Below are 21,399 nucleotides of genomic sequence, written 5' to 3'. Positions count from 1 at the left end.
CGGCTCAGCTCCTAACTAAGCCGTTTATTATTTTTATTTATTAATGTATAAGTATCCTGATAATTCATGTTGGTTTGAACCGCTGTCTTTATATTTCAAGATATAGAAATAGGTTCCTACCGGCAGACCATCAGATTGTTTTATAGTTGTACGTCCTTCTGAGATTCCAACAAACACTCTGTCTTCATTATTATAATGGTCTATATCAAAAACCAATACTCCCCAACGGTTGTATATCTCGACTGTATTTTCAGGATAACATTCTAATCCCTGAATATAGAATCTTGCATTTTTTGCATCTCCGTTTGGAGAAAAAGCATTGAAGACTTTTATCTCACATCCATTCAATGCAATAACTGTTGGTCTGTCTTCTGCATTATTTTCCTTATCAGATGTATCTCCAACTACAACCCCTTTTCCGCTTTTTCCTTCAACACTTGCCTGATTTGTAACACTTCCGTGGTTTATATCATTTTGTGTTATTTTGTATTCTGCGATAAAGTTTGTTTCATCAGACTCATTTGGATCTAAATCAATTGCTTGTCCAGAGATTACAATTCCCGGTAAAAGATCCTTAATCATAACTTGCGTTAAAGCGACATTACCTGTATTTGTTATTTTAAATTTATAGGTAATACTTTCTCCGGCTTCTGCAACTTTATCTCCATTTTCGTCGTTAAACGAAGCTGTTTTAATAATTGCAATTGACGGAACTTCAACGAAAACAGTTAATGTTCCTGTTTTACAATTTTGTGGATTTGCTTTTTCACAAACTTGATAAGTCAATGTATAATCTCCGCCTGGAGTATTTGGTTTCACGTTTACTGTTCCATCTGAATTAAATTCGAAATATGGACTTGTAGTAGGTGTAAATACAACATCGGCGATCTTAATTGGTAATCCATTTAATAAATCATTATCCAAGACATTTATGAATTCTAATTCTCCATTTATTCCATCAACATTTATTTTATCATTTGTTAGAATAAGTGGTGTTACTACTGGCGGATCCGGATCTAATGAATTTAATACGGTAACAGTAACAACTGCCTGACTACAACTACGTGGATTTACAGCATCACAAATTTGGTATGTTAAGTGATACGTTCCTGAAGGTGTTTTTGGCACAAGATCTACTGAACCATCTGCGTTTAAAACTAAATTAGGATTCGGAATAATTGTCGTTAAAACAACATTCGATGCATTAAATTTTGTTCCGTTTAAAGTATCATTATTAAAAATATTCAATGATGTACTTATCTCTTTATTTGTATTGATTGGTCCCGCTTCATCATCGTTAGCTTTAATTATAAATGCTGGTCTTGCATTACAATCTGCTGTTGCTACAGGATAATTTACTACAACTTTTACGGTTGGATTTAATGAAAATTCCATTGTTACGCTTGGTCTTGTATTTTCAAATCCGTCGGCACCTTGTGTCCATTGTCCATTTGCGAATACCCATCCTGGCCAATCTAAACCGTTTCCGTTACTGTCAACAGTCGCTCCCGGCCAAAGAATGTTTCCGCTTAATGGCAAGTTGGTTTGGGTTGCAACAACATTATTCGCGCTGTCGATCCATGTTATTGTCAATAAGTTGTTTGGCGTAAAATTGTCCGGCTTAACATTATATGAAACATAAGGAACATCGTTTGAACAATAGCTATCTGCTGTTATTGTCATTGTTGGAGCAACAACGGTAACTGTTACTGTTGCTGTCGCACAATTTGTCGTGTTTAATTCGCAAACCTGATATGTTAATTCATATGTTCCAGCTGGCGCATTTGGTCCTAAAACAATTGTTCCGTCAGGATTTAATTTAATATTTCCGGTTGGATCTGAAACTGTTTCTTTGATAGTTACATCTGTTGCAACAATTGGTTGTCCGTTTTTAGTATCATTTCCAAGTACATTTAAAACATCTACCGGATGATTAACTCCAACTACTGAACCTGCAGAATCGTCTTTCAAGATTAAATCTGCTCCAGTTACCTGAATAATACTTATTGCTCTATCACAATTGTTTGGATCATTTGCTTCGCAGATTCTGTATTCAACTTGGTAATCTCCTTTTGGAGTTCCTGGTGCTACAGTTACTGTTCCATCTGCATTTAAAGTTAATCCTGTTGGTACATTTATTCCTGTCAAAATAACCTGACCAACTTGGTTTCCTATAACTACTGAACTTCCGTTTAAGGTATCGTTTGTGATAAGCGATATTGTTGTTCCTCCAATGTTTCCATTTATTGGAGCTGTAGTTTCAGAAACTGCATCGATAACCGGTGCAACAACAGTAATTTTTACTGTAGCTGTTCCACAGTTTGTCGTGTTTAATTCACAAACTTGATACGTTAATTCATAAGTTCCAGATGGCGCATTTGGTTTTAGAACAATTGTTCCGTCAGGATTTAATTTAATATTTCCGGTTGGATCTGAAACTGTTTCTTTAATAATTACATCTGTTGAAACAATTGGTTGTCCATTTTTAGTATCATTTCCAAGAACATTCAATATTGTTTTTGGCTGATTTGTACTTACAACTGAACCTACAGTATCATCTTTCAATACTAAATCCGCTCCAGTTACCTGAATAATACTTATTGCTGTATCGCAATTGTTTGGATCATTTGCCTCACAGATTCTGTATTCAACTTGGTAATCTCCTTTTGGAGTTCCCGGTGCTACAGTTACTGTTCCGTCTGCATTTAAAGTTAATCCTGTTGGTACATTTATACCTGTTAAAATAACCTGGCCAACTTGGTTTCCTATAACTACTGAACCTCCGTTTAAGGTATCGTTTGTGATAAGCGATATTGTTGTTCCTCCAATGTTTCCATTTATTGGAGTTGTAGTTTCAGAAACTGCATCGATAACTGGTGCAACAACAGTAATTTTTACTGTAGCTGTTCCGCAGTTTGTTGTATTTAATTCGCAAACTTGGTATGTTAATTCATAAGTTCCAGATGGCGCATTTGGTTTTAGAACAATTGTTCCGTCAGGATTTAATTTAATGTTTCCTGTTGGATCTGAAACTGTTTCTTTAATAGTTACATCTGTTGATACAATTGGTTGTCCATTTTTAGTATCATTTCCAAGAACATTCAATATTGTTTTTGGCTGATTTGTACTTACAACTGAACCTGCAGTATCATCTTTCAATACTAAATCCGCTCCAGTTACCTGAATAATACTTATTGCTGTATCACAATTGTTTGGATCATTTGCCTCACAGATTCTGTATTTAACTTGGTAATCTCCTTTTGGAGTTCCAGGTGCTACAGTTACTGTTCCGTCTGCATTTAAAGTTAATCCTGTTGGGACATTTATTCCTGTCAAAATAACCTGGCCAACTTGGTTTCCAATAACTACTGAACTTCCGTTTAAGGTATCGTTTGTAATAAGCGATATTGTTGTTCCTCCAATGTTTCCATTTATTGGAGTTGTAGTTTCAGAAACTGCATCGATAACTGGTGCAACAACAGTAATTTTTACTGTAGCTGTTCCGCAGTTTGTTGTGTTTAATTCGCAAACTTGGTATGTTAATTCATAAGTTCCAGATGGCGCATTTGGTTTTAGAACAATTGTTCCGTCAGGATTTAATTTAATATTTCCTGTTGGATCTGAAACTGTTTCTTTGATAGTTACATCTGTTGATACAATTGGCAATCCATTTTTAGTATCATTTCCAAGAACATTCAAAATCGTTTTTGGCTGATTTGTACTTACTACTGAATTTGCTGTGTCATCTTTTATCACAATCGCATCGTTAACCGGAATTACTGTGATAAATAAATTTGCTGTCGTAGAAGTTGTTCCATCAGTTACGGTGTAAGTCACTTTAGATACCGATCCATTATAATCTGGTTTTGGAACAAAAGTATAACTACCGTTTGCATTTATTGTAAGATCTCCTTCGGCTAAATTAGCGGTACTTCCAACTGTATAAGTTGTTGTTCCAATTACGAATTGTGTAATTGTTAAAGTATCACCATCTACATCTGTATCGTTTGCCAATAAGTTAGCGCTTGAAGTAACATCAACTGTCAAAGTTGTGTCTTCATTAGTTGTATTTGAATTATCAACAGCTATTGGTGCATCGTTAACCGGAGTTACCGTGATAAATAAATTTGCTGTTGCAGAACTTGTTCCATCAGTTACAGTGTAAATAACTTTTGGTACAGATCCATTGTAATCTGGTTTTGGAACAAAAGTATAACTACCGTTTGCATTTATTGTAAGATCTCCTTCGGCTAAGTTAGCAGTACTTCCAACTGTATAAGTTGTTGTTCCAATTACGAATTGTGTAATTGTTAAAGTATCTCCATCTGCATCGGTATCATTTGTCAATAAATTATTTCCAGAAGTAACATCAACAGTCAAAGTTGTGTCTTCATTAGTTGTATTTGAATTATCAACAGCTATTGGAGCGTGGTTTACGGCTGTTACCGTTATTGTTAATGTTCCAATATCAATTAGACTTCCGTCAGTTACGGTGTAATCTACTGTGTCGGTTCCGTTGAAATTTGGAGCCGGCATATAAGTATATGATCCGTCTGCAGCTAGAGTTAATGTTCCGCCTTTTGCTGTAGTGTAAGTTCCTGCTATAACCGTTAATGGACTTGAATCTACATCGGTATCATTTGCCACAAGGCTTACAGTTGAGATGTAAAGTGTGTCTTCTGTAGCGGTTGCTGTATCATCAACAGCAATTGGAGCATCGTTAACCGGAGTTACTGTGATAAATAAATTTGCTGTAGTAGAAGTTGTTCCATCAGTTACAGTGTAAGTCACTTTAGGTACTGATCCATTGTAATCTGGTTTTGGAACGAAAGTATAACTTCCATTAGCATTTATTGTAAGATCTCCTTCAGCTAAATTAGCGGTGCTTCCAACTGTATAAGTTGTTGTTCCAATTACAAATTGTGTAATTGTTAAAGTATCACCATCTACATCTGTATCATTTGCCAATAAATTAGCGCTTGAAGCAACAGCAACTGTTAAAGTTGTGTCTTCATTTGTCGTATTTGAATTATCAACAGCTACTGGAGCATGATTTACGGCTGTTACTGTAATTGTTAATGTTCCAATATCAGTTAAACTTCCGTCCGTTACAGTGTAATCTACTGAGTCAGTTCCGTTAAAGTTTGGAGCCGGCATGTAAGTATAAGATCCGTCTGCAGCTAGAGTTAATGTTCCGCCTTTAGTTGTTGTGTAGATTCCTGCTACTACTGTTAATGGACTTGAATCTACATCAGTATCGTTAGCCACAAGGCTTATTGTTGATGTATATAAAGTATCTTCTGTCGCAGTTGCTGTATCATCAACAGCAATTGGAGCATCATTTACAGCGTTTACTGTAATTGTTAATGTTCCAATATCAGTTAAACTTCCGTCAGTTACGGTGTAATCTACTGTGTCAGTTCCGTTGAAATTTGGAGCTGGCATATAGGTATATGATCCATCAGCCGCTAAAGTCAATGTTCCGCCTTTAGTTGTTGTGTAGGTTCCTGCTACTACTGTTAACGGGCTTGAGTCTACATCTGTATCGTTAGCCACAAGGCTTACAGTTGAGGTGTAAAGCGTGTCTTCTGTAGCGGTTGCTGTATCATCAACAGCAATTGGAGCATCGTTAACCGGAGTTACCGTGATAAATAAATTTGCTGTTGCAGAACTTGTTCCATCAGTTACAGTGTAAGTTACTTTTGGTACTGATCCATTGTAATCTGCTTTTGGAACGAAAGTGTAACTTCCATTAGCGTTTATTGTCAAATCTCCTTCTGCTAAGTTAGCAGTACTTCCAACTGTATAAGTTGTTGTTCCAATTACAAATTGTGTAATTGTTAAAGTATCACCATCTGCATCTGTATCATTTGCCAATAAATTAGCGCTTGAAGCAACAGCAACTGTTAAAGTTGTGTCTTCATTTGTTGTATTTGAATTATCAACAGCTACCGGAGCGTGGTTTACAGCCGTTACTGTTATTGTTAATGTTCCAATATCTGTTAAACTTCCATCAGTTACTGTATAATCTACAGTATCGATTCCGCTAAAGTTTGGAGCCGGCATATAAGTGTATGATCCGTCTGCTGCTAAAGTTAATGTTCCGCCTTTAGTTGTTGTGAACGTTCCAGATACTACTGTTAATGGGCTTGAATCTACATCTGTATCATTCGCCACAAGGCTTACAGTTGAGGTGTAAAGTGTGTCTTCTGTTGCGGTTGCTGTATCGTCAACAGCGATTGGTGCATCATTAACCGGAGTTACCGTGATAAATAAATTTGCTGTGGTAGAAGCTGTTCCGTCAGTTACAGTGTAAGTCACTTTTGGTACTGATCCATTGTAATCTGGTTTTGGAACAAAAGTATAACTGCCGTTTGCATTTATTGTAAGATCTCCTTCAGCTAAATTAGCGGTACTTCCAACTGTATAAGTTGTTGTTCCAATTACGAATTGCGTAATTGCCAAAGTATCACCATCTGCATCTGTATCGTTTGCCAATAAATTAGCGCTTGAACTAACAGCAACTGTTAAAGTTGTGTCTTCATTTGTTGTATTTGAATTATCAACAGCTACTGGAGCATGGTTTACGGCTGTTACCGTTATTGTTAATGTTCCGATATCTGTTAAACTTCCGTCTGTCACCGTATAATCTACCGTGTCAGTTCCGTTAAAGTTTGAAGCCGGCATATAGGTATATGATCCGTCTGCGGCTAAAGTCAATGTTCCGCCTTTCACTGTAGTGTAAGTTCCAGCGATCACTGTTAATGGACTTGAATCTACATCTGTATCATTCGCCACAAGGCTTACTGTTGAAGTGTAAAGTGTGTCTTCTGTAGCGGTTACAGTATCGTCAACAGCGATTGGCGCATCATTTACAGCGTTTACTGTGATTGTCAATGTTCCAATATCTGTTAAACTTCCGTCTGTTACCATATAATCTACCGTGTCGGTTCCGTTGAAATTTGGAGCCGGCATGTAAGTATATGATCCGTCTGAAGCTAAAGTTAATGTTCCTCCTTTAGTTGTAGTATAAGTTCCCGCTACTACTGTTAGTGGGCTTGAATCTACATCTGTATCATTCGCCACAAGGCTTACCGTTGAGGTATAAAGTGTGTCTTCGGTAGCAGTTGCTGTATCGTCAACAGCAATTGGCGCATCGTTTACAGGAGTTACTGTGATAAATAAATTTGCTGTAGTAGAAGTTGTTCCGTCAGTTACAGTGTAAGTCACTTTTGGTACTGATCCATTGTAATCTGGTTTTGGAACGAAAGTATAACTTCCATTAGCATTTATTGTAAGATCACCTTCGGCTAAATTAGTGGTGCTTCCAACTGTATAAGTTGTTGTTCCAATTACGAATTGGGTAATTGTTAAAGTATCACCATCTGCATCTGTATCGTTTGCCAATAAATTAGCGCTTGAAGCAACAGCAACTGTCAAAGTTGTGTCTTCATTTGTTGTATTTGAATTATCAACAGCTACTGGAGCATGGTTTACAGCGTTTACTGTAATCGTTAATGTTCCAATATCTGTTAAACTTCCGTCAGTTACTGTGTAATCTACTGTGTCAGTTCCATTAAAGTTTGGAGCCGGCATATAAGTATATGATCCGTCTGCTGCTAAAGTTAATGTTCCGCCTTTCACTGTAGTGTAAGTTCCTGCTACTACTGTTAATGGGCTTGAATCTACATCGGTATCATTAGCCACAAGGCTTACCGTTGAAGTGTAAAGTGTATCTTCGGTTGCAGTTGCAGTATCGTCAACAGCTATTGGCGCATCGTTTACAGCATTTACTGTAATCGTTAAAGTTCCAATATCTGTTAAACTTCCGTCAGTAACTGTGTAATCTACTGTGTCAGTTCCGTTGAAATTTGGAGCTGGCATATAAGTATAAGATCCGTCTGCTGCTAAAGTTAATGTTCCGCCTTTAGTTGTTGTGTAGGTTCCCGCGATCACCGTTAGTGGGCTTGAATCTACATCTGTATCATTTGCCACAAGGCTTACAGTTGAGGTGTAAAGTGTGTCTTCTGTTGCGGTTGCAGTGTCGTCAACAGCAATTGGTGCATCATTAACAGGAGTTACCGTGATAAATAAGTTAGCTGTCGCAGTACTTGTTCCATCAGTTACAGTATACGTTACTTTTGGTACAGATCCATTGTAATCTGGTTTTGGAACGAAAGTATAACTTCCATTAGCATTTATTGTAAGATCTCCTTCAGCTAAGTTAGCGGTACTTCCAACTGTATAAGTTGTTGTTCCAATTACGAATTGTGTAATTGTTAAAGTATCACCATCTACATCTGTATCATTTGCCAATAAATTAGCGCTTGAAGCAACAGCAACTGTCAAAGTTGTGTCTTCATTTGTTGTATTTGAATTATCAACAGCTACCGGAGCGTGGTTTACAGCCGTTACTGTTATTGTTAATGTTCCAATATCGGTTAAACTTCCGTCAGTTACCGTGTAATCTACTGTGTCAGTTCCGTTAAAGTTTGGAGCTGGCATATAAGTATACGATCCATCAGCTGCTAGAGTTAAGGTTCCGCCTTTAGTTGTTGTGAATGTTCCAGCTACTACTGTTAATGGACTTGAATCTACATCTGTATCATTCGCCACAAGGCTTACAGTTGATGTGTAAAGTGTATCTTCTGTAGCGGTTGCTGTATCGTCTGTGGCTACCGGAGCATCGTTTACAGCGTTTACTGTGATTGTTAAAGTTCCAATATCAGTTAGACTTCCGTCTGTTACCGTATAATCTACTGTGTCGGTTCCGTTAAAGTTCGGTGCCGGCATATAAGTATATGATCCGTCTGCTGCTAAAGTCAATGTTCCGCCTTTAGTTGTTGTGAACGTTCCTGCAACCACGGTTAGTGGGCTTGAGTCTACGTCTGTATCATTTACCACAAGGCTAACTGTTGAAGTGTAAAGCGTGTCTTCAGTTGCGGTTGCTGTATCGTCAACAGCAATTGGCGCATCATTTACAGCGTTTACTGTAATCGTTAATGTTCCAATATCTGTTAGACTTCCGTCTGTTACGGTGTAATCTACTGTGTCAGTTCCGTTGAAATTTGGAGCCGGCATGTAAGTGTAAGATCCGTCTGCAGCTAAAGTCAGGGTTCCGCCTTTTGCTGTAGTATACGTTCCTGCTACTACTGTTAGTGGGCTTGAGTCTACATCTGTATCATTCGCTACAAGGCTTACAGTTGAAGTGTAAAGTGTGTCTTCGGTTGCAGTGGCTGTATCGTCAACAGCGATTGGCGCATCGTTTACAGCGTTTACTGTAATCGTTAGAGTTCCAATATCTGTTAGGCTTCCGTCAGTTACAGTATAATCTACTGTGTCGGTTCCGTTGAAATTTGGAGCCGGCATGTAAGTGTATGATCCGTCTGCAGCTAAAGTCAGGGTTCCGCCTTTAGTTGTTGTGAATGTTCCTGCTACTACAGTTAGTGGGCTTGAATCTACATCTGTGTCATTCGCCACAAGAGAGATGCTTGATGTGTAAAGTGTGTCTTCAGTTGCTGTGGCTGTATCGTCAACAGCAATTGGTGCATCATTTACAGCGTTTACTGTGATCGTTAATGTTCCAATATCTGTTAAACTTCCGTCAGTTACCGTATAATCTACTGTGTCAGTTCCGTTGAAATTTGGAGCCGGCATATAAGTATATGATCCGTCTGAAGCTAAAGTCAATGTTCCGCCTTTAGTTGTTGTATACGTTCCTGCTACTACTGTAAGTGGGCTTGAATCTACATCAGTATCGTTAGCCACAAGGCTTACAGTTGAAGTGTAAAGTGTGTCTTCAGTTGCGGTTGCTGTATCGTCTGTGGCTACCGGAGCATCATTTACCGCATTTACTGTGATCGTTAATGTTCCGATATCAGTTAAACTTCCGTCAGTTACGGTGTAATCTACTGTGTCAGTTCCGTTGAAATTTGGAGCCGGTATATAAGTATATGATCCGTCTGAAGCTAAAGTTAATGTTCCGCCTTTAGTTGTTGTGAACGTTCCTGCTACTACTGTAAGCGGGCTTGAATCTACATCTGTATCATTCGCCACAAGGCTTACTGTTGAGGTGTAAAGCGTGTCTTCTGTAGCGGTTGCTGTATCGTCAACAGCTACTGGAGGACAATTTGGTTTTACATTAATAGTAACTGTATTTTTTGGTGAGTTACATCCAGATGTATTCTTAATAATCACATCATAACTACCTGGTGCTAATCCTGATTTTGAATTACCTGATTGAAAATTTTGTCCATTATCAAAACTATAAGTTTCTAATGGATCTTGCACTGTAACTGTAATAGAACCAGTAAATGTATTACAATTAGGTTGTGTCACAGAAGTAACTGGTATTGCTGGTAATTGATTTATAGTTATTGTTGCGCTGCCTGTCATTGGTGCAGTACAACTTGTTGTAGTATTAGTTGCAACTACGGTATAAGTTCCTGCAGCAGTTTTTGTTCCAAAGCTGATTGCTGTTCCTGTAGTTCCTGCAACTGCAGTCCCGTCATTAACTCCTCCTAATTGTAATTGATAACTTACTCCAGTTTGAGAATTGCTTAATCCAACTGCAACTCCTGTTCCACCTGTACAATATGCTCCGCCTCCGGTAACTGTATAAGCTGTAGGTAATGGATTTACTGTTATAGTTACGCTGCCTGTCATTGGTGCAGTACAGCTTGTTGTGGTATTAGTTGCAACTACGGTGTAAGTTCCTGCAGCAGTTTTTGTTCCGAAGTTTATCGCTGAACCAGTAGTTCCTGCAACTTCAGTTCCGTCATTAACTCCTCCTAATTGCAATTGATAGCTTACTCCTGTTTGAGAATTGCTTAGTCCAACTGCAACTCCTGTTCCACCTCTACAATATGAGCCACCTCCAGTAACAGCATAAGCTGTTGGTAATGGATTTATAGTTATTGTTGCACTGCCTGTCATTGGTGCAGTACAACTTGTTGTGGTATTAGTTGCAACTACGGTATAAGTTCCCGCAGCTGTTTTTGTTCCGAAGTTTATCGCTGAACCAGTAGTTCCTGCAACTGCAGTTCCGTCATTCGCTCCAGCTAATTGTAATTGATAGCTTACTCCAGTTTGAGAATTGCTGAGTCCAACTGCAACTCCTGTTCCACCAGCGCAATAAGTTCCGCCTCCGGTAACATTATAAGCTGTTGGTAACGGATTTATAGTTATTGGTGCGCTGCCTGTCATTGCTGCAGTACAGCTTGTTGTAGTATTAGTTGCAACTACAGTATAAGTTCCCGCAGCTGTTTTTGTTCCGAAGCTAATTGCTGTTCCTGTAGTTCCTGCAACTGCAGTTCCGTCATTAACTCCTCCTAATTGTAATTGATAGCTTACTCCTGTTTGAGAATTGCTTAATCCAACTGCAACTCCTGTTCCACCTGTACAATATGAGCCACCTCCGGTAACAGTATAAGTTGTAGGTAATGGATTTATAGTTATTGTTGCGCTGCCTGTCATTGGTGCAGTACAGCTTGTTGTAGTATTAGTTGCAACTACAGTATAAGTTCCCGCAGCAGTTTTTGTTCCAAAGCTAATTGCTGTTCCTGTAGTTCCTGCAACTGCAGTTCCGTCATTAACTCCTCCTAATTGTAATTGATAACTTACTCCTGTTTGAGAATTGCTTAATCCAACTGAAAATCCTGCTCCTCCAGCGCAATAAGTTCCACCTCCGGTAACAGCATAAGCTGTTGGTAATGGATTTATAGTTATTGTTGCGCTGCCTGTCATTGGTGCAGTACAACTTGTTGTAGTATTAGTTGCAACTACGGTATAAGTTCCTGCAGCAGTTTTTGTTCCAAAGCTGATTGCTGTTCCTGTAGTTCCTGCAACTGCAGTCCCGTCATTAACTCCTCCTAATTGTAATTGATAACTTACTCCAGTTTGAGAATTGCTTAATCCAACTGCAACTCCTGTTCCACCTGTACAATATGCTCCGCCTCCGGTAACTGTATAAGCTGTAGGTAATGGATTTACTGTTATAGTTACGCTGCCTGTCATTGGTGCAGTACAGCTTGTTGTGGTATTAGTTGCAACTACGGTGTAAGTTCCTGCAGCAGTTTTTGTTCCGAAGTTTATCGCTGAACCAGTAGTTCCTGCAACTTCAGTTCCGTCATTAACTCCTCCTAATTGCAATTGATAGCTTACTCCTGTTTGAGAATTGCTTAGTCCAACTGCAACTCCTGTTCCACCTCTACAATATGAGCCACCTCCAGTAACAGCATAAGCTGTTGGTAATGGATTTATAGTTATTGTTGCACTGCCTGTCATTGGTGCAGTACAACTTGTTGTGGTATTAGTTGCAACTACGGTATAAGTTCCCGCAGCTGTTTTTGTTCCGAAGTTTATCGCTGAACCAGTAGTTCCTGCAACTGCAGTTCCGTCATTCGCTCCAGCTAATTGTAATTGATAGCTTACTCCAGTTTGAGAATTGCTGAGTCCAACTGCAACTCCTGTTCCACCAGCGCAATAAGTTCCGCCTCCGGTAACATTATAAGCTGTTGGTAACGGATTTATAGTTATTGGTGCGCTGCCTGTCATTGCTGCAGTACAGCTTGTTGTAGTATTAGTTGCAACTACAGTATAAGTTCCCGCAGCTGTTTTTGTTCCGAAGCTAATTGCTGTTCCTGTAGTTCCTGCAACTGCAGTTCCGTCATTAACTCCTCCTAATTGCAATTGATAGCTTACTCCTGTTTGAGAATTGCTTAATCCAACTGCAACTCCTGTTCCACCTGTACAATATGAGCCACCTCCGGTAACAGTATAAGTTGTAGGTAATGGATTTATAGTTATTGTTGCGCTGCCTGTCATTGGTGCAGTACAGCTTGTTGTAGTATTAGTTGCAACTACAGTATAAGTTCCCGCAGCAGTTTTTGTTCCAAAGCTAATTGCTGTTCCTGTAGTTCCTGCAACTGCAGTTCCGTCATTAACTCCTCCTAATTGTAATTGATAACTTACTCCTGTTTGAGAATTGCTTAATCCAACTGAAAATCCTGCTCCTCCAGCGCAATAAGTTCCACCTCCGGTAACAGCATAAGCTGTTGGTAATGGATTTATAGTTATTGTTGCGCTGCCTGTCATTGGTGCAGTACAGCTTGTTGTAGTATTAGTTGCAACTACAGTATAAGTTCCCGCAGCAGTTTTTGTTCCAAAGCTAATTGCTGTTCCTGTAGTTCCTGCAACTGCAGTTCCGTCATTAACTCCTCCTAATTGTAATTGATAACTTACTCCTGTTTGTGAATTGCTTAATCCAATTGCAACTCCTGTTCCTCCAGCGCAATAAGTTCCGCCTCCGGTAACAGTATAAGCTGTTGGTAATGGATTTACTGTTATAGTTACGCTGCCTGTCATTGGTGCAGTACAGCTTGTTGTAGTATTAGTAGCAACCACAGTATAAGTTCCCGCAGCTGTTTTTGTTCCAAAGCTAATTGCTGTTCCTGTAGTTCCTGCAACTGCAGTTCCGTCATTAACTCCTCCTAATTGTAATTGATAGCTTACTCCCGTTTGTGAATTGCTTAATCCAATTGCAACTCCTGTTCCGCCAGCGCAATATGCTCCGCCTCCGGTAACATTATAAGCTGTTGGTAATGGGTTTACTGTTATTGTAGCGCTGCCTGTCATTGGTGCAGTACAACTTGTAGTAGTATTAGTTGCAACTACGGTATAAGTTCCTGCAGCTGTTTTTGTTCCAAAGCTGATTGCTGTACCAGTAGTTCCTGCAACTGCAGTTCCGTCATTAACTCCTCCTAATTGTAATTGATAGCTTACTCCTGTTTGAGAATTGCTTAGTCCAACTGCAACTCCTGTTCCACCTGTACAATATGATCCGCCTCCGGTAACAGTATAAGTTGTAGGTAATGGATTTATAGTTATTGTTGCGCTGCCTGTCATTGGTGCAGTACAACTTGTAGTAGTATTAGTTGCAACTACAGTATAAGTTCCTGCAGCGGTTTTTGTTCCGAAGCTAATTGCTGTTCCTGTAGTTCCTGCAACTGCAGTTCCGTCATTAACTCCTCCTAATTGTAATTGATAGCTTACGCCAGTTTGAGAATTGCTTAGTCCAACTGCAACTCCTGTTCCGCCTGTACAATATGATCCACCTCCGGTAACATTATAAGCTGTTGGTAATGGATTTACGGTTATTACAGCATTACCAGTCATTGATGCAGTACAGCTTGTTGTGGTATTAGTTGCAACTACGGTATAAGTTCCCGCAGCTGTTTTTGTTCCAAAGCTAATTGCTGTTCCCGTAGTTCCTGCAACTGCAGTTCCATCATTAACTCCTCCTAATTGTAATTGATAACTAACTCCTGTTTGAGAATTGCTTAGTCCAACTGCAACTCCTGTTCCACCTGTACAATATGAGCCGCCTCCAGTAACTGTATAAGCTGTAGGTAATGGATTTATAGTTATTGTCGCACTGCCTGTCATTGGTGCAGTACAGCTTGTTGTAGTATTAGTAGCAACTACAGTATAAGTTCCCGCAGCTGTTTTTGTTCCGAAGCTAATTGCAGTACCAGTAGTTCCTGCAACTGCAGTTCCATCATTCACTCCTCCTAATTGTAATTGATAGCTTACTCCTGTTTGAGAATTGCTTAGTCCAACTGCAACTCCTGTTCCACCTGTACAATATGAGCCACCTCCGGTAACTGTATAAGCTGTAGGTAACGGATTTATAGTTATTGTTGCGCTGCCTGTCATTGGTGCAGTACAACTTGTAGTAGTATTAGTTGCAACTACGGTATAAGTTCCCGCAGCTGTTTTTGTTCCAAAGCTAATTGCAGTACCAGTAGTCCCTGCAACTGCAGTTCCGTCATTAACTCCTCCTAATTGTAATTGATAACTTACTCCTGTTTGAGAATTGCTTAATCCAACTGGAAAGCCTGCTCCTCCAGCACAATAAGCCCCACCTCCGGTAACTGTATAAGCTGTTGGTAATGGGTTTATAGTTATTGTAGCGCTGCCTGTCATTGGTGCAGTACAGCTTGTTGTAGTATTAGTAGCAACCACAGTATAAGTTCCTGCCGCTGTTCTTGTTCCAAAACTGATTGCTGAACCTGTAGTTCCTGCAACTGCAGCTCCGTCATTAGCTCCAGCTAATTGTAATTGATAGCTTACTCCAGTTTGTGAGTTGCTTAGTCCAACTACAACTCCTGTTCCACCAGCACAATAAGTTCCGCCTCCGGTAACTGCATAAGCTGTAGGTAATGGGTTTATAGTTATTGTTACGCTGCCTGTCATTGGTGCAGTACAGCTTGTTGTTGTATTAGTTGCAACTACGGTATAAGTTCCCGCAGCTGTTTTTGTTCCAAAGTTTATAGCTGAACCAGTAGTTCCTGCAACTGCTGTTCCATTGTTAACCCCGCCTAATTGTAATTGATAACTAACTCCGGTTTGCGAATTGCTTAATCCAACTGCAAGTCCTGTTCCGCCTGTACAATATGATCCACCTCCGGTAACTGTATAAGCTGTTGGTAATGGATTTACGGTTATTACAGCATTACCAGTCATTGATGCAGTACAGCTTGTTGTGGTATTAGTTGCAACTACGGTATAAGTTCCTGCAGCAGTTTTTGTTCCAAAACTGATTGCTGAACCAGTAGTTCCTGCAACTGCTGTTCCATTGTTAACCCCGCCTAATTGTAATTGATAACTAACTCCTGTTTGAGAATTACTTAGTCCAACTGGAAATCCTGTTCCGCCTGCGCAGTAAGTTCCGCCACCGGTAACAGTGTAAGCTGTTGGTAATGGATTTATACTTATTGTTCTACTACCTGTCATTGGTGCAGTACAGCTTGTTGTGGTATTAGTTGCAACTACAGTATAAGTTCCTGCAGCAGTTTTTGTTCCAAAACTGATTGCTGAACCAGTACCCGCAACTGCAGTTCCATCATTAACTCCTCCTAATTGTAATTGATAACTAACTCCTGTTTGAGAATTACTTAATGTAACTGCAACCCCTGTTCCACCAGCGCAATATGATCCGCCTCCCGTAACATTATAAGCTGTTGGTAATGGATTCACGGTAACTGTTGTGCCTGCTGAAGATGCACTATAACATCCGGAAGCATTAGACACCTTAACTGTATAAGTACCAGAAGTTGTTACTGTTATGGCTTGAGTTGTAGCTCCTGTTGACCATAAGTAACCAGTTCCAGCAGTTGAAGTCAAAACAACACTTCCACCCGTACAAAATGTTAATGGACCGCTTGCTGAAATTGATGGAGTTCCAGGAGATGCTATTACGAGTACATCATCTTCTGTTTTTGAAGTACCATCAAAATTGGTTCCTGCTACATTTAATCCTCCTCCTGTTTGATAAGTTGTATTAACAGTTCCAAAAGAATTTGTCAATGGCGTAATTCTTCTCGTTGGATCTGCTATTGTTCGTGTTGGATCTAAATATAAAGCTTGAGCTTTCGAGCTATAAGTAGTACCTGGCGTCATAGCAGCTGCAACTTTTCCTATAAGCGTAATTTTAACGACTCCATTCAAAGGAATGTTGAAACCTCCAACAATAGGGCTATTTGCTGTACCTGTGTTTGCCATTGAACCTGTTGGTCCAGAAGCATTCAATGTATAAGTTGCTGTTGCAGAATCAAAATTTATTCCGGTAGGGAACAGATAATTTAAATTTACTTGTGCAGCATTTCCACTTCCTAAATTTGTTATTTCTATTTCGTAAGTGACTGTTGCATCAATTGTATTACATACAGATTTATTTATTGAATTTACTTTTGTAGAAAGTGAAGCTAAACAATTTGAATTGATTTGCAATTCAGAAGGCATATCACTTGAACTAAAAGTAGACACATAACCAACAGTTCCTGGTTGAGCACCATGATTTTTATTATCGGCTGTTACTCCAGAAGTTCCATTAATTACAGAAGTATTAATAGTAACTCCAGATCCCGGAACATTATATCTAATTATTCCACCACCACCACCACCACCTGGTCCGTGTGAATTATTTTCGTCATTTAATGTATTTCCCCCATTTCCACCTTTTGCCTCAATATTAATTGTGGTGGTACTATTATTCGAAATATTTAGAAAAACACTTCCTCCGGCTCCACCACCTCCGGCTCCATCAGGAGCACCTGAATAAGTTCCGGCGGCTCCTACACCTCCATTTGCATAAATATTTCCTGATCCTTGTATTGAACCGGCATTAATCAAAATTATAGCTCCTCCAACTCCACCTTTTACACCATTTACAGCGTTATTGGCATCACCGGCTCCACCACCACCTCCCATAACAAGACGGGTAAGTAATGGTGTTGCAGTTAGATATGAAGTGTATCCAGGTCGGCCACCTCCGTTTAAGGGACTAACATCTCCTCCGCCACCTTGCCAGCCTAAACCACCTAAACCACCTAAACCACCATTTCCACCACCTCCACCTCCGGAGTTGTGATCATTTCCACCACCACCAGCATTTGCTGGGGCTCCTCTACCAGAAGATCCTCCTGGCATACCTTCTACTCCGTTATTTACCTGATTAAAACCATCCCACATATATCGTGGTGTTCCGGCAATACCTTCTCCTTTTCCTGAAACTACGCTATTCGTTGAATTATCTACATAAATCGTTGAGTTATTTGCATTTGTTGTCGCTACAGGACTGTAACCTCCTCTAAAACCTCTGGCAGATCCGTCAATATTGAATCCATTAAAGTTAAAAGTTCCAGAAACATTAAAAGCAATAATTCCTCCCGCAAAACCATTAAATGGTGGCGTTGTAATATTAGAGTTAAGAGTTAAATTTGAAAATTGAGGTACACGAATAATCTGAAAAGTCTTTTTACCGCTAGTTGTTGTTGGAGCAGCATTAAAATAATCATTCAATGCACCACCTCCAGTACCAGTTCCAATAAATGTTAAAGTTCCTCCAGCCAGAGGTACGTTACTCGTTGCTATAACATATTCATAGATCCCTGTATTTCCTAAATTGGTAAATCCGGTACCTCCCAAATTATCAATTCCTGAACTTGAGCTTCCTGAACCATAATTTGGATTATTACTATAATCTATGCTTGCATCCTGCATTTGGATAATTAAAATCAAATCTCCTGATGAAATTTGAGTTCCTCCAAAATTATTACCATGACTATCTGTTGCTGGAACTGCACTTAACGCAATTGTTTTTGCTCCTTTTGCTAAATTCAGTGTTCCGGTTATTGGATAATATGTATTTATCGATGTCGAAACATTTATTGGTCCATCTGCTCCGGGAGTTCCACAGACTTGTGCAAAAGACAAAGTGGTATTTAGTAAAAATAATGAAGCAATAAAAATTAACCTAAAAAACTTAGGGGTTCTAAAAGTAATGTTACGCATAGACTGTGTTGGTATTAATGGCGGTAATAAAAATATAATAAGCTGAACAACCGGATGCGGTCTTCAGCACATAGAGCAGATACGATAAAATGAAAGGAATGGATGTCAAAAATCTGAAAAAAGTCTTTTCAAGATCTTTATACATAAAATGTACCGTGTGGGCCATAGATATAATAGGTTCAAGACAAAAACTTGTCTTTTGGTTAAATTAAGTAGTTTTGGAGCAGCGAAAATATACAAACGCCTAATTACTAGCTACATTCGTCGATAAACTACATGGAAAAACGTTGAAATACACTTTTTGTCGATAAAATTTAACCTGCAAGCTCAAAAAACATAACAATTTGATAATAAAACAGCAGAATTTTCTTAAATTTTTATAGAAAAATTAGCTTTTAGTTAATTATGCAACAAAAAAGCAATAATATCTTACAAAAAGAAGAGGGGCAATAATATCGCACCTCTTCTTTTAATACTGATAAACAGCATTTTACATTATTTATTAATATGTAAACATTCTATAAAACTAACGACCTCATTTAAATAGGTTTTATAAATTATTTTATAAAAAATAATTGCACTTTCTGCGACAATATTTCTTGTAATTAAAGCATAACTTCCGATAAAATTAACGGTATTAATCTCATACGTTAAAAAAACAAGATCATTCACAATAATTATTTAAAGTCTATAATCCTTACAAAAAACGCACATACAAATTCTCGAAAAAATTGACTTTTTTAAGCTATTCCAAAAAGGTAATATTACGTTTCAAACCATCAAACTTGGTTCTTTTAATAGGAGAATTTTTAAAAACAGCACGAAAAGTTTCTTCTGTAATTTCGATCCAGTCTTTTTTAGAAAAAGAAAGTAATTCGGGATTCGGATTAAATAAAGGTTCTGAATGAGGTTTTGAGAACCGATTCCAAGGACAAACATCCTGACAAGTATCACAACCAAACATCCATTCATCAAATTTTCCTTTCATTTCATAAGGAATATTTTCTTTAAGCTCGATGGTATAATAAGAGATGCATTTGCTTCCGTCAACCACATGAGGAGCAACTATTGCTTGCGTAGGACAAGCGTCAATACAAGCCGTACAAGAGCCACAATGATCTGTAGTAGCATGATCATACTCTAAATCTAAATCAAGGATAAGCTCGGCAATAAAATAAAAAGAACCAACTTTTTGAGTTAGCAGATTACCACTTTTACCAATCCAGCCCAAACCACTTTTTGCTGCCCAAGCTCTGTCTAAAACAGGCGCAGAATCAACAAAAGCACGTCCGGAAACGTCTCCGATATTTTCCTGAATCGAATGCAGAAATTCTTTTAATTTCTCTTTGATTACAAAATGATAATCCTGACCGTAAGCATATTTTGAGATTTTAAAGCTTTCTTGAGTTTGAGTTTCTTCCGGATAATAATTTAGTAAAAGCGAAACAACACTTTTAGCATCATCAACTAATAAAGTTGGATCTAAGCGTTTGTCAAAATAGTTTTCCATATAAGCCATTTGGCCATGATGGTTATTATTGAGCCATTTTTCAAGACGCGGCGCTTCCTCTTCAAGAAATCCAGCTTTAGATATTCCGCAAGAAAGAAAACCGAGGCGTTTTGCTTCTGATTTTATAAATTTCGAATATGTCTCTTTTGCATTAATGCTCATCTTTTCGAGAATGAAACTTCTACACCAACTGGTTTTAATGTAATTAAAGGATTAAACTGAACTTCATCTGTATTGGATTTAATCTCATATTTTTTTACAATTTGAGCAATAGTCAAACACATTTCATAAATAGCAAATCCAGCTCCTATACACATTCTGGGACCGGCGCCAAAAGGATAAAAGTATTGCATGGAAAGTTTTTTCTGCTCTCCAAGAAATCGTTCCGGATTAAATTCATCCGGATTTGCCCAATATTTCGGATTTCGATGTAATTCGTAGAAAGAAACCCCAATAAGAGTTTCCTTTTTAATATGAAAACCTGCGAGCGTATCATCAGTAACATTTTGTCTGTCCGTAATCCAAGCTGGTGGATACAAACGCATCGATTCATTTAGAACAGCATTTGTATAAGTCATTTTTTGAAGTTGCTCAACAATGTCCTGTTTTTGAGATTCTATTTCGATAATCTCATCCAAAACCTTTTGCTGCACATCAGGATTTCTTCCTAAAAGATGAAGTGTAAAAGTCAATGCATTGGCAGTTGTTTCATGACCTGCTATAAACAAAATTTTTATTTCATCAACTAATTGCTTAACTGACATACCTTCTCCCGTATCTTCATATCGGGTTTCTAAAAGCATATTCAATAAGTCATTAACTTCTTCTTTAGAAGTCAGTCTCTGCTCAATAATTTCTCGAATGATTGCATTATTTTCTTCTGCCAGTTCAAGATGCTTTTTCACTTGACCTGTAATCGAAAACCACCATGCTTTATGTGGAAGTCGAATTTCTTTAATTAAAAAATTCTGAACCTCTTCAATAATAAATTTAATACGATTTAGTTTATCTTCTGAAATGGAAAGTTGGAATAGTGATTTAGCCACAACATTAAAGGCTAATTGACTCATTACAGGAAAAAGATCAATTGTCTTTCCTTCTTCTAAATTATCTAATTCAGAAGCAATAGTCAAATTCATATTTTCAACCAACTGATTCATCTTTTGCTTATGAAAAGCTGGCTGAATTAACCTTCTTTGCTTTAGCCAAAAATCACCGTCAACAGTCAAAAGTCCTTTTCCTAAATACTTAGAAAGATATACAGATTGAAATTTTGACTTGTGATAATTCTTTTGATTCTTTTGCAAAATATACTGTGCAATTTCATTATCTCTTGATAAAATGATATACTTAGAAAGACCAATTTTAAGAGAAAAAGAATCTCCAAATTGCTCAAAATATCTTTTATGAAATGGAATCGGATTTCTACGCACTCCTTCCGCATCTAGAAAAAATCTTAATATCGAAAGTCTGCTCGGGTAATTATATTTTCTGTTCTCAGACATTTTAAATAGAATTAAAACACCTTACACTGA

The 21,399-nt window shown here is 38.3% G+C and carries 3 protein-coding genes; all 3 read right to left on the bottom strand.

Features of this window, described 5'->3' with window-relative positions:
• Window positions 1-33: 33 nt before the first annotated feature.
• Window positions 34-18,354, bottom strand: a complete 18,321-nt coding sequence (locus WN975_RS22975) for a tandem-95 repeat protein (protein ID WP_337968506.1) — start codon at window positions 18,352-18,354, stop codon at window positions 34-36.
• A gap of 745 nt (window positions 18,355-19,099) precedes the next feature.
• The gene (gene queG / locus WN975_RS22970; RefSeq protein ID WP_337968505.1) at window positions 19,100-20,026 is read right to left on the bottom strand and encodes a tRNA epoxyqueuosine(34) reductase QueG; all 927 of its coding nucleotides are present in this window, start codon (window positions 20,024-20,026) and stop codon (window positions 19,100-19,102) included.
• The gene (locus tag WN975_RS22965; RefSeq protein WP_337968504.1) at window positions 20,023-21,369 is read right to left on the bottom strand and encodes a cytochrome P450; all 1,347 of its coding nucleotides are present in this window, start codon (window positions 21,367-21,369) and stop codon (window positions 20,023-20,025) included. Before WN975_RS22965 ends, queG begins: the two co-directional genes overlap by 4 nt.
• Window positions 21,370-21,399: the final 30 nt, after the last annotated feature.

This window comes from uncultured Flavobacterium sp. (assembly GCF_951805225.1).
GTDB lineage: Bacteria > Bacteroidota > Bacteroidia > Flavobacteriales > Flavobacteriaceae > Flavobacterium.
The sequence above is the reverse complement of the archived record's forward strand: the minus strand, read 5'-3'. Positions and strand labels throughout refer to the sequence as shown.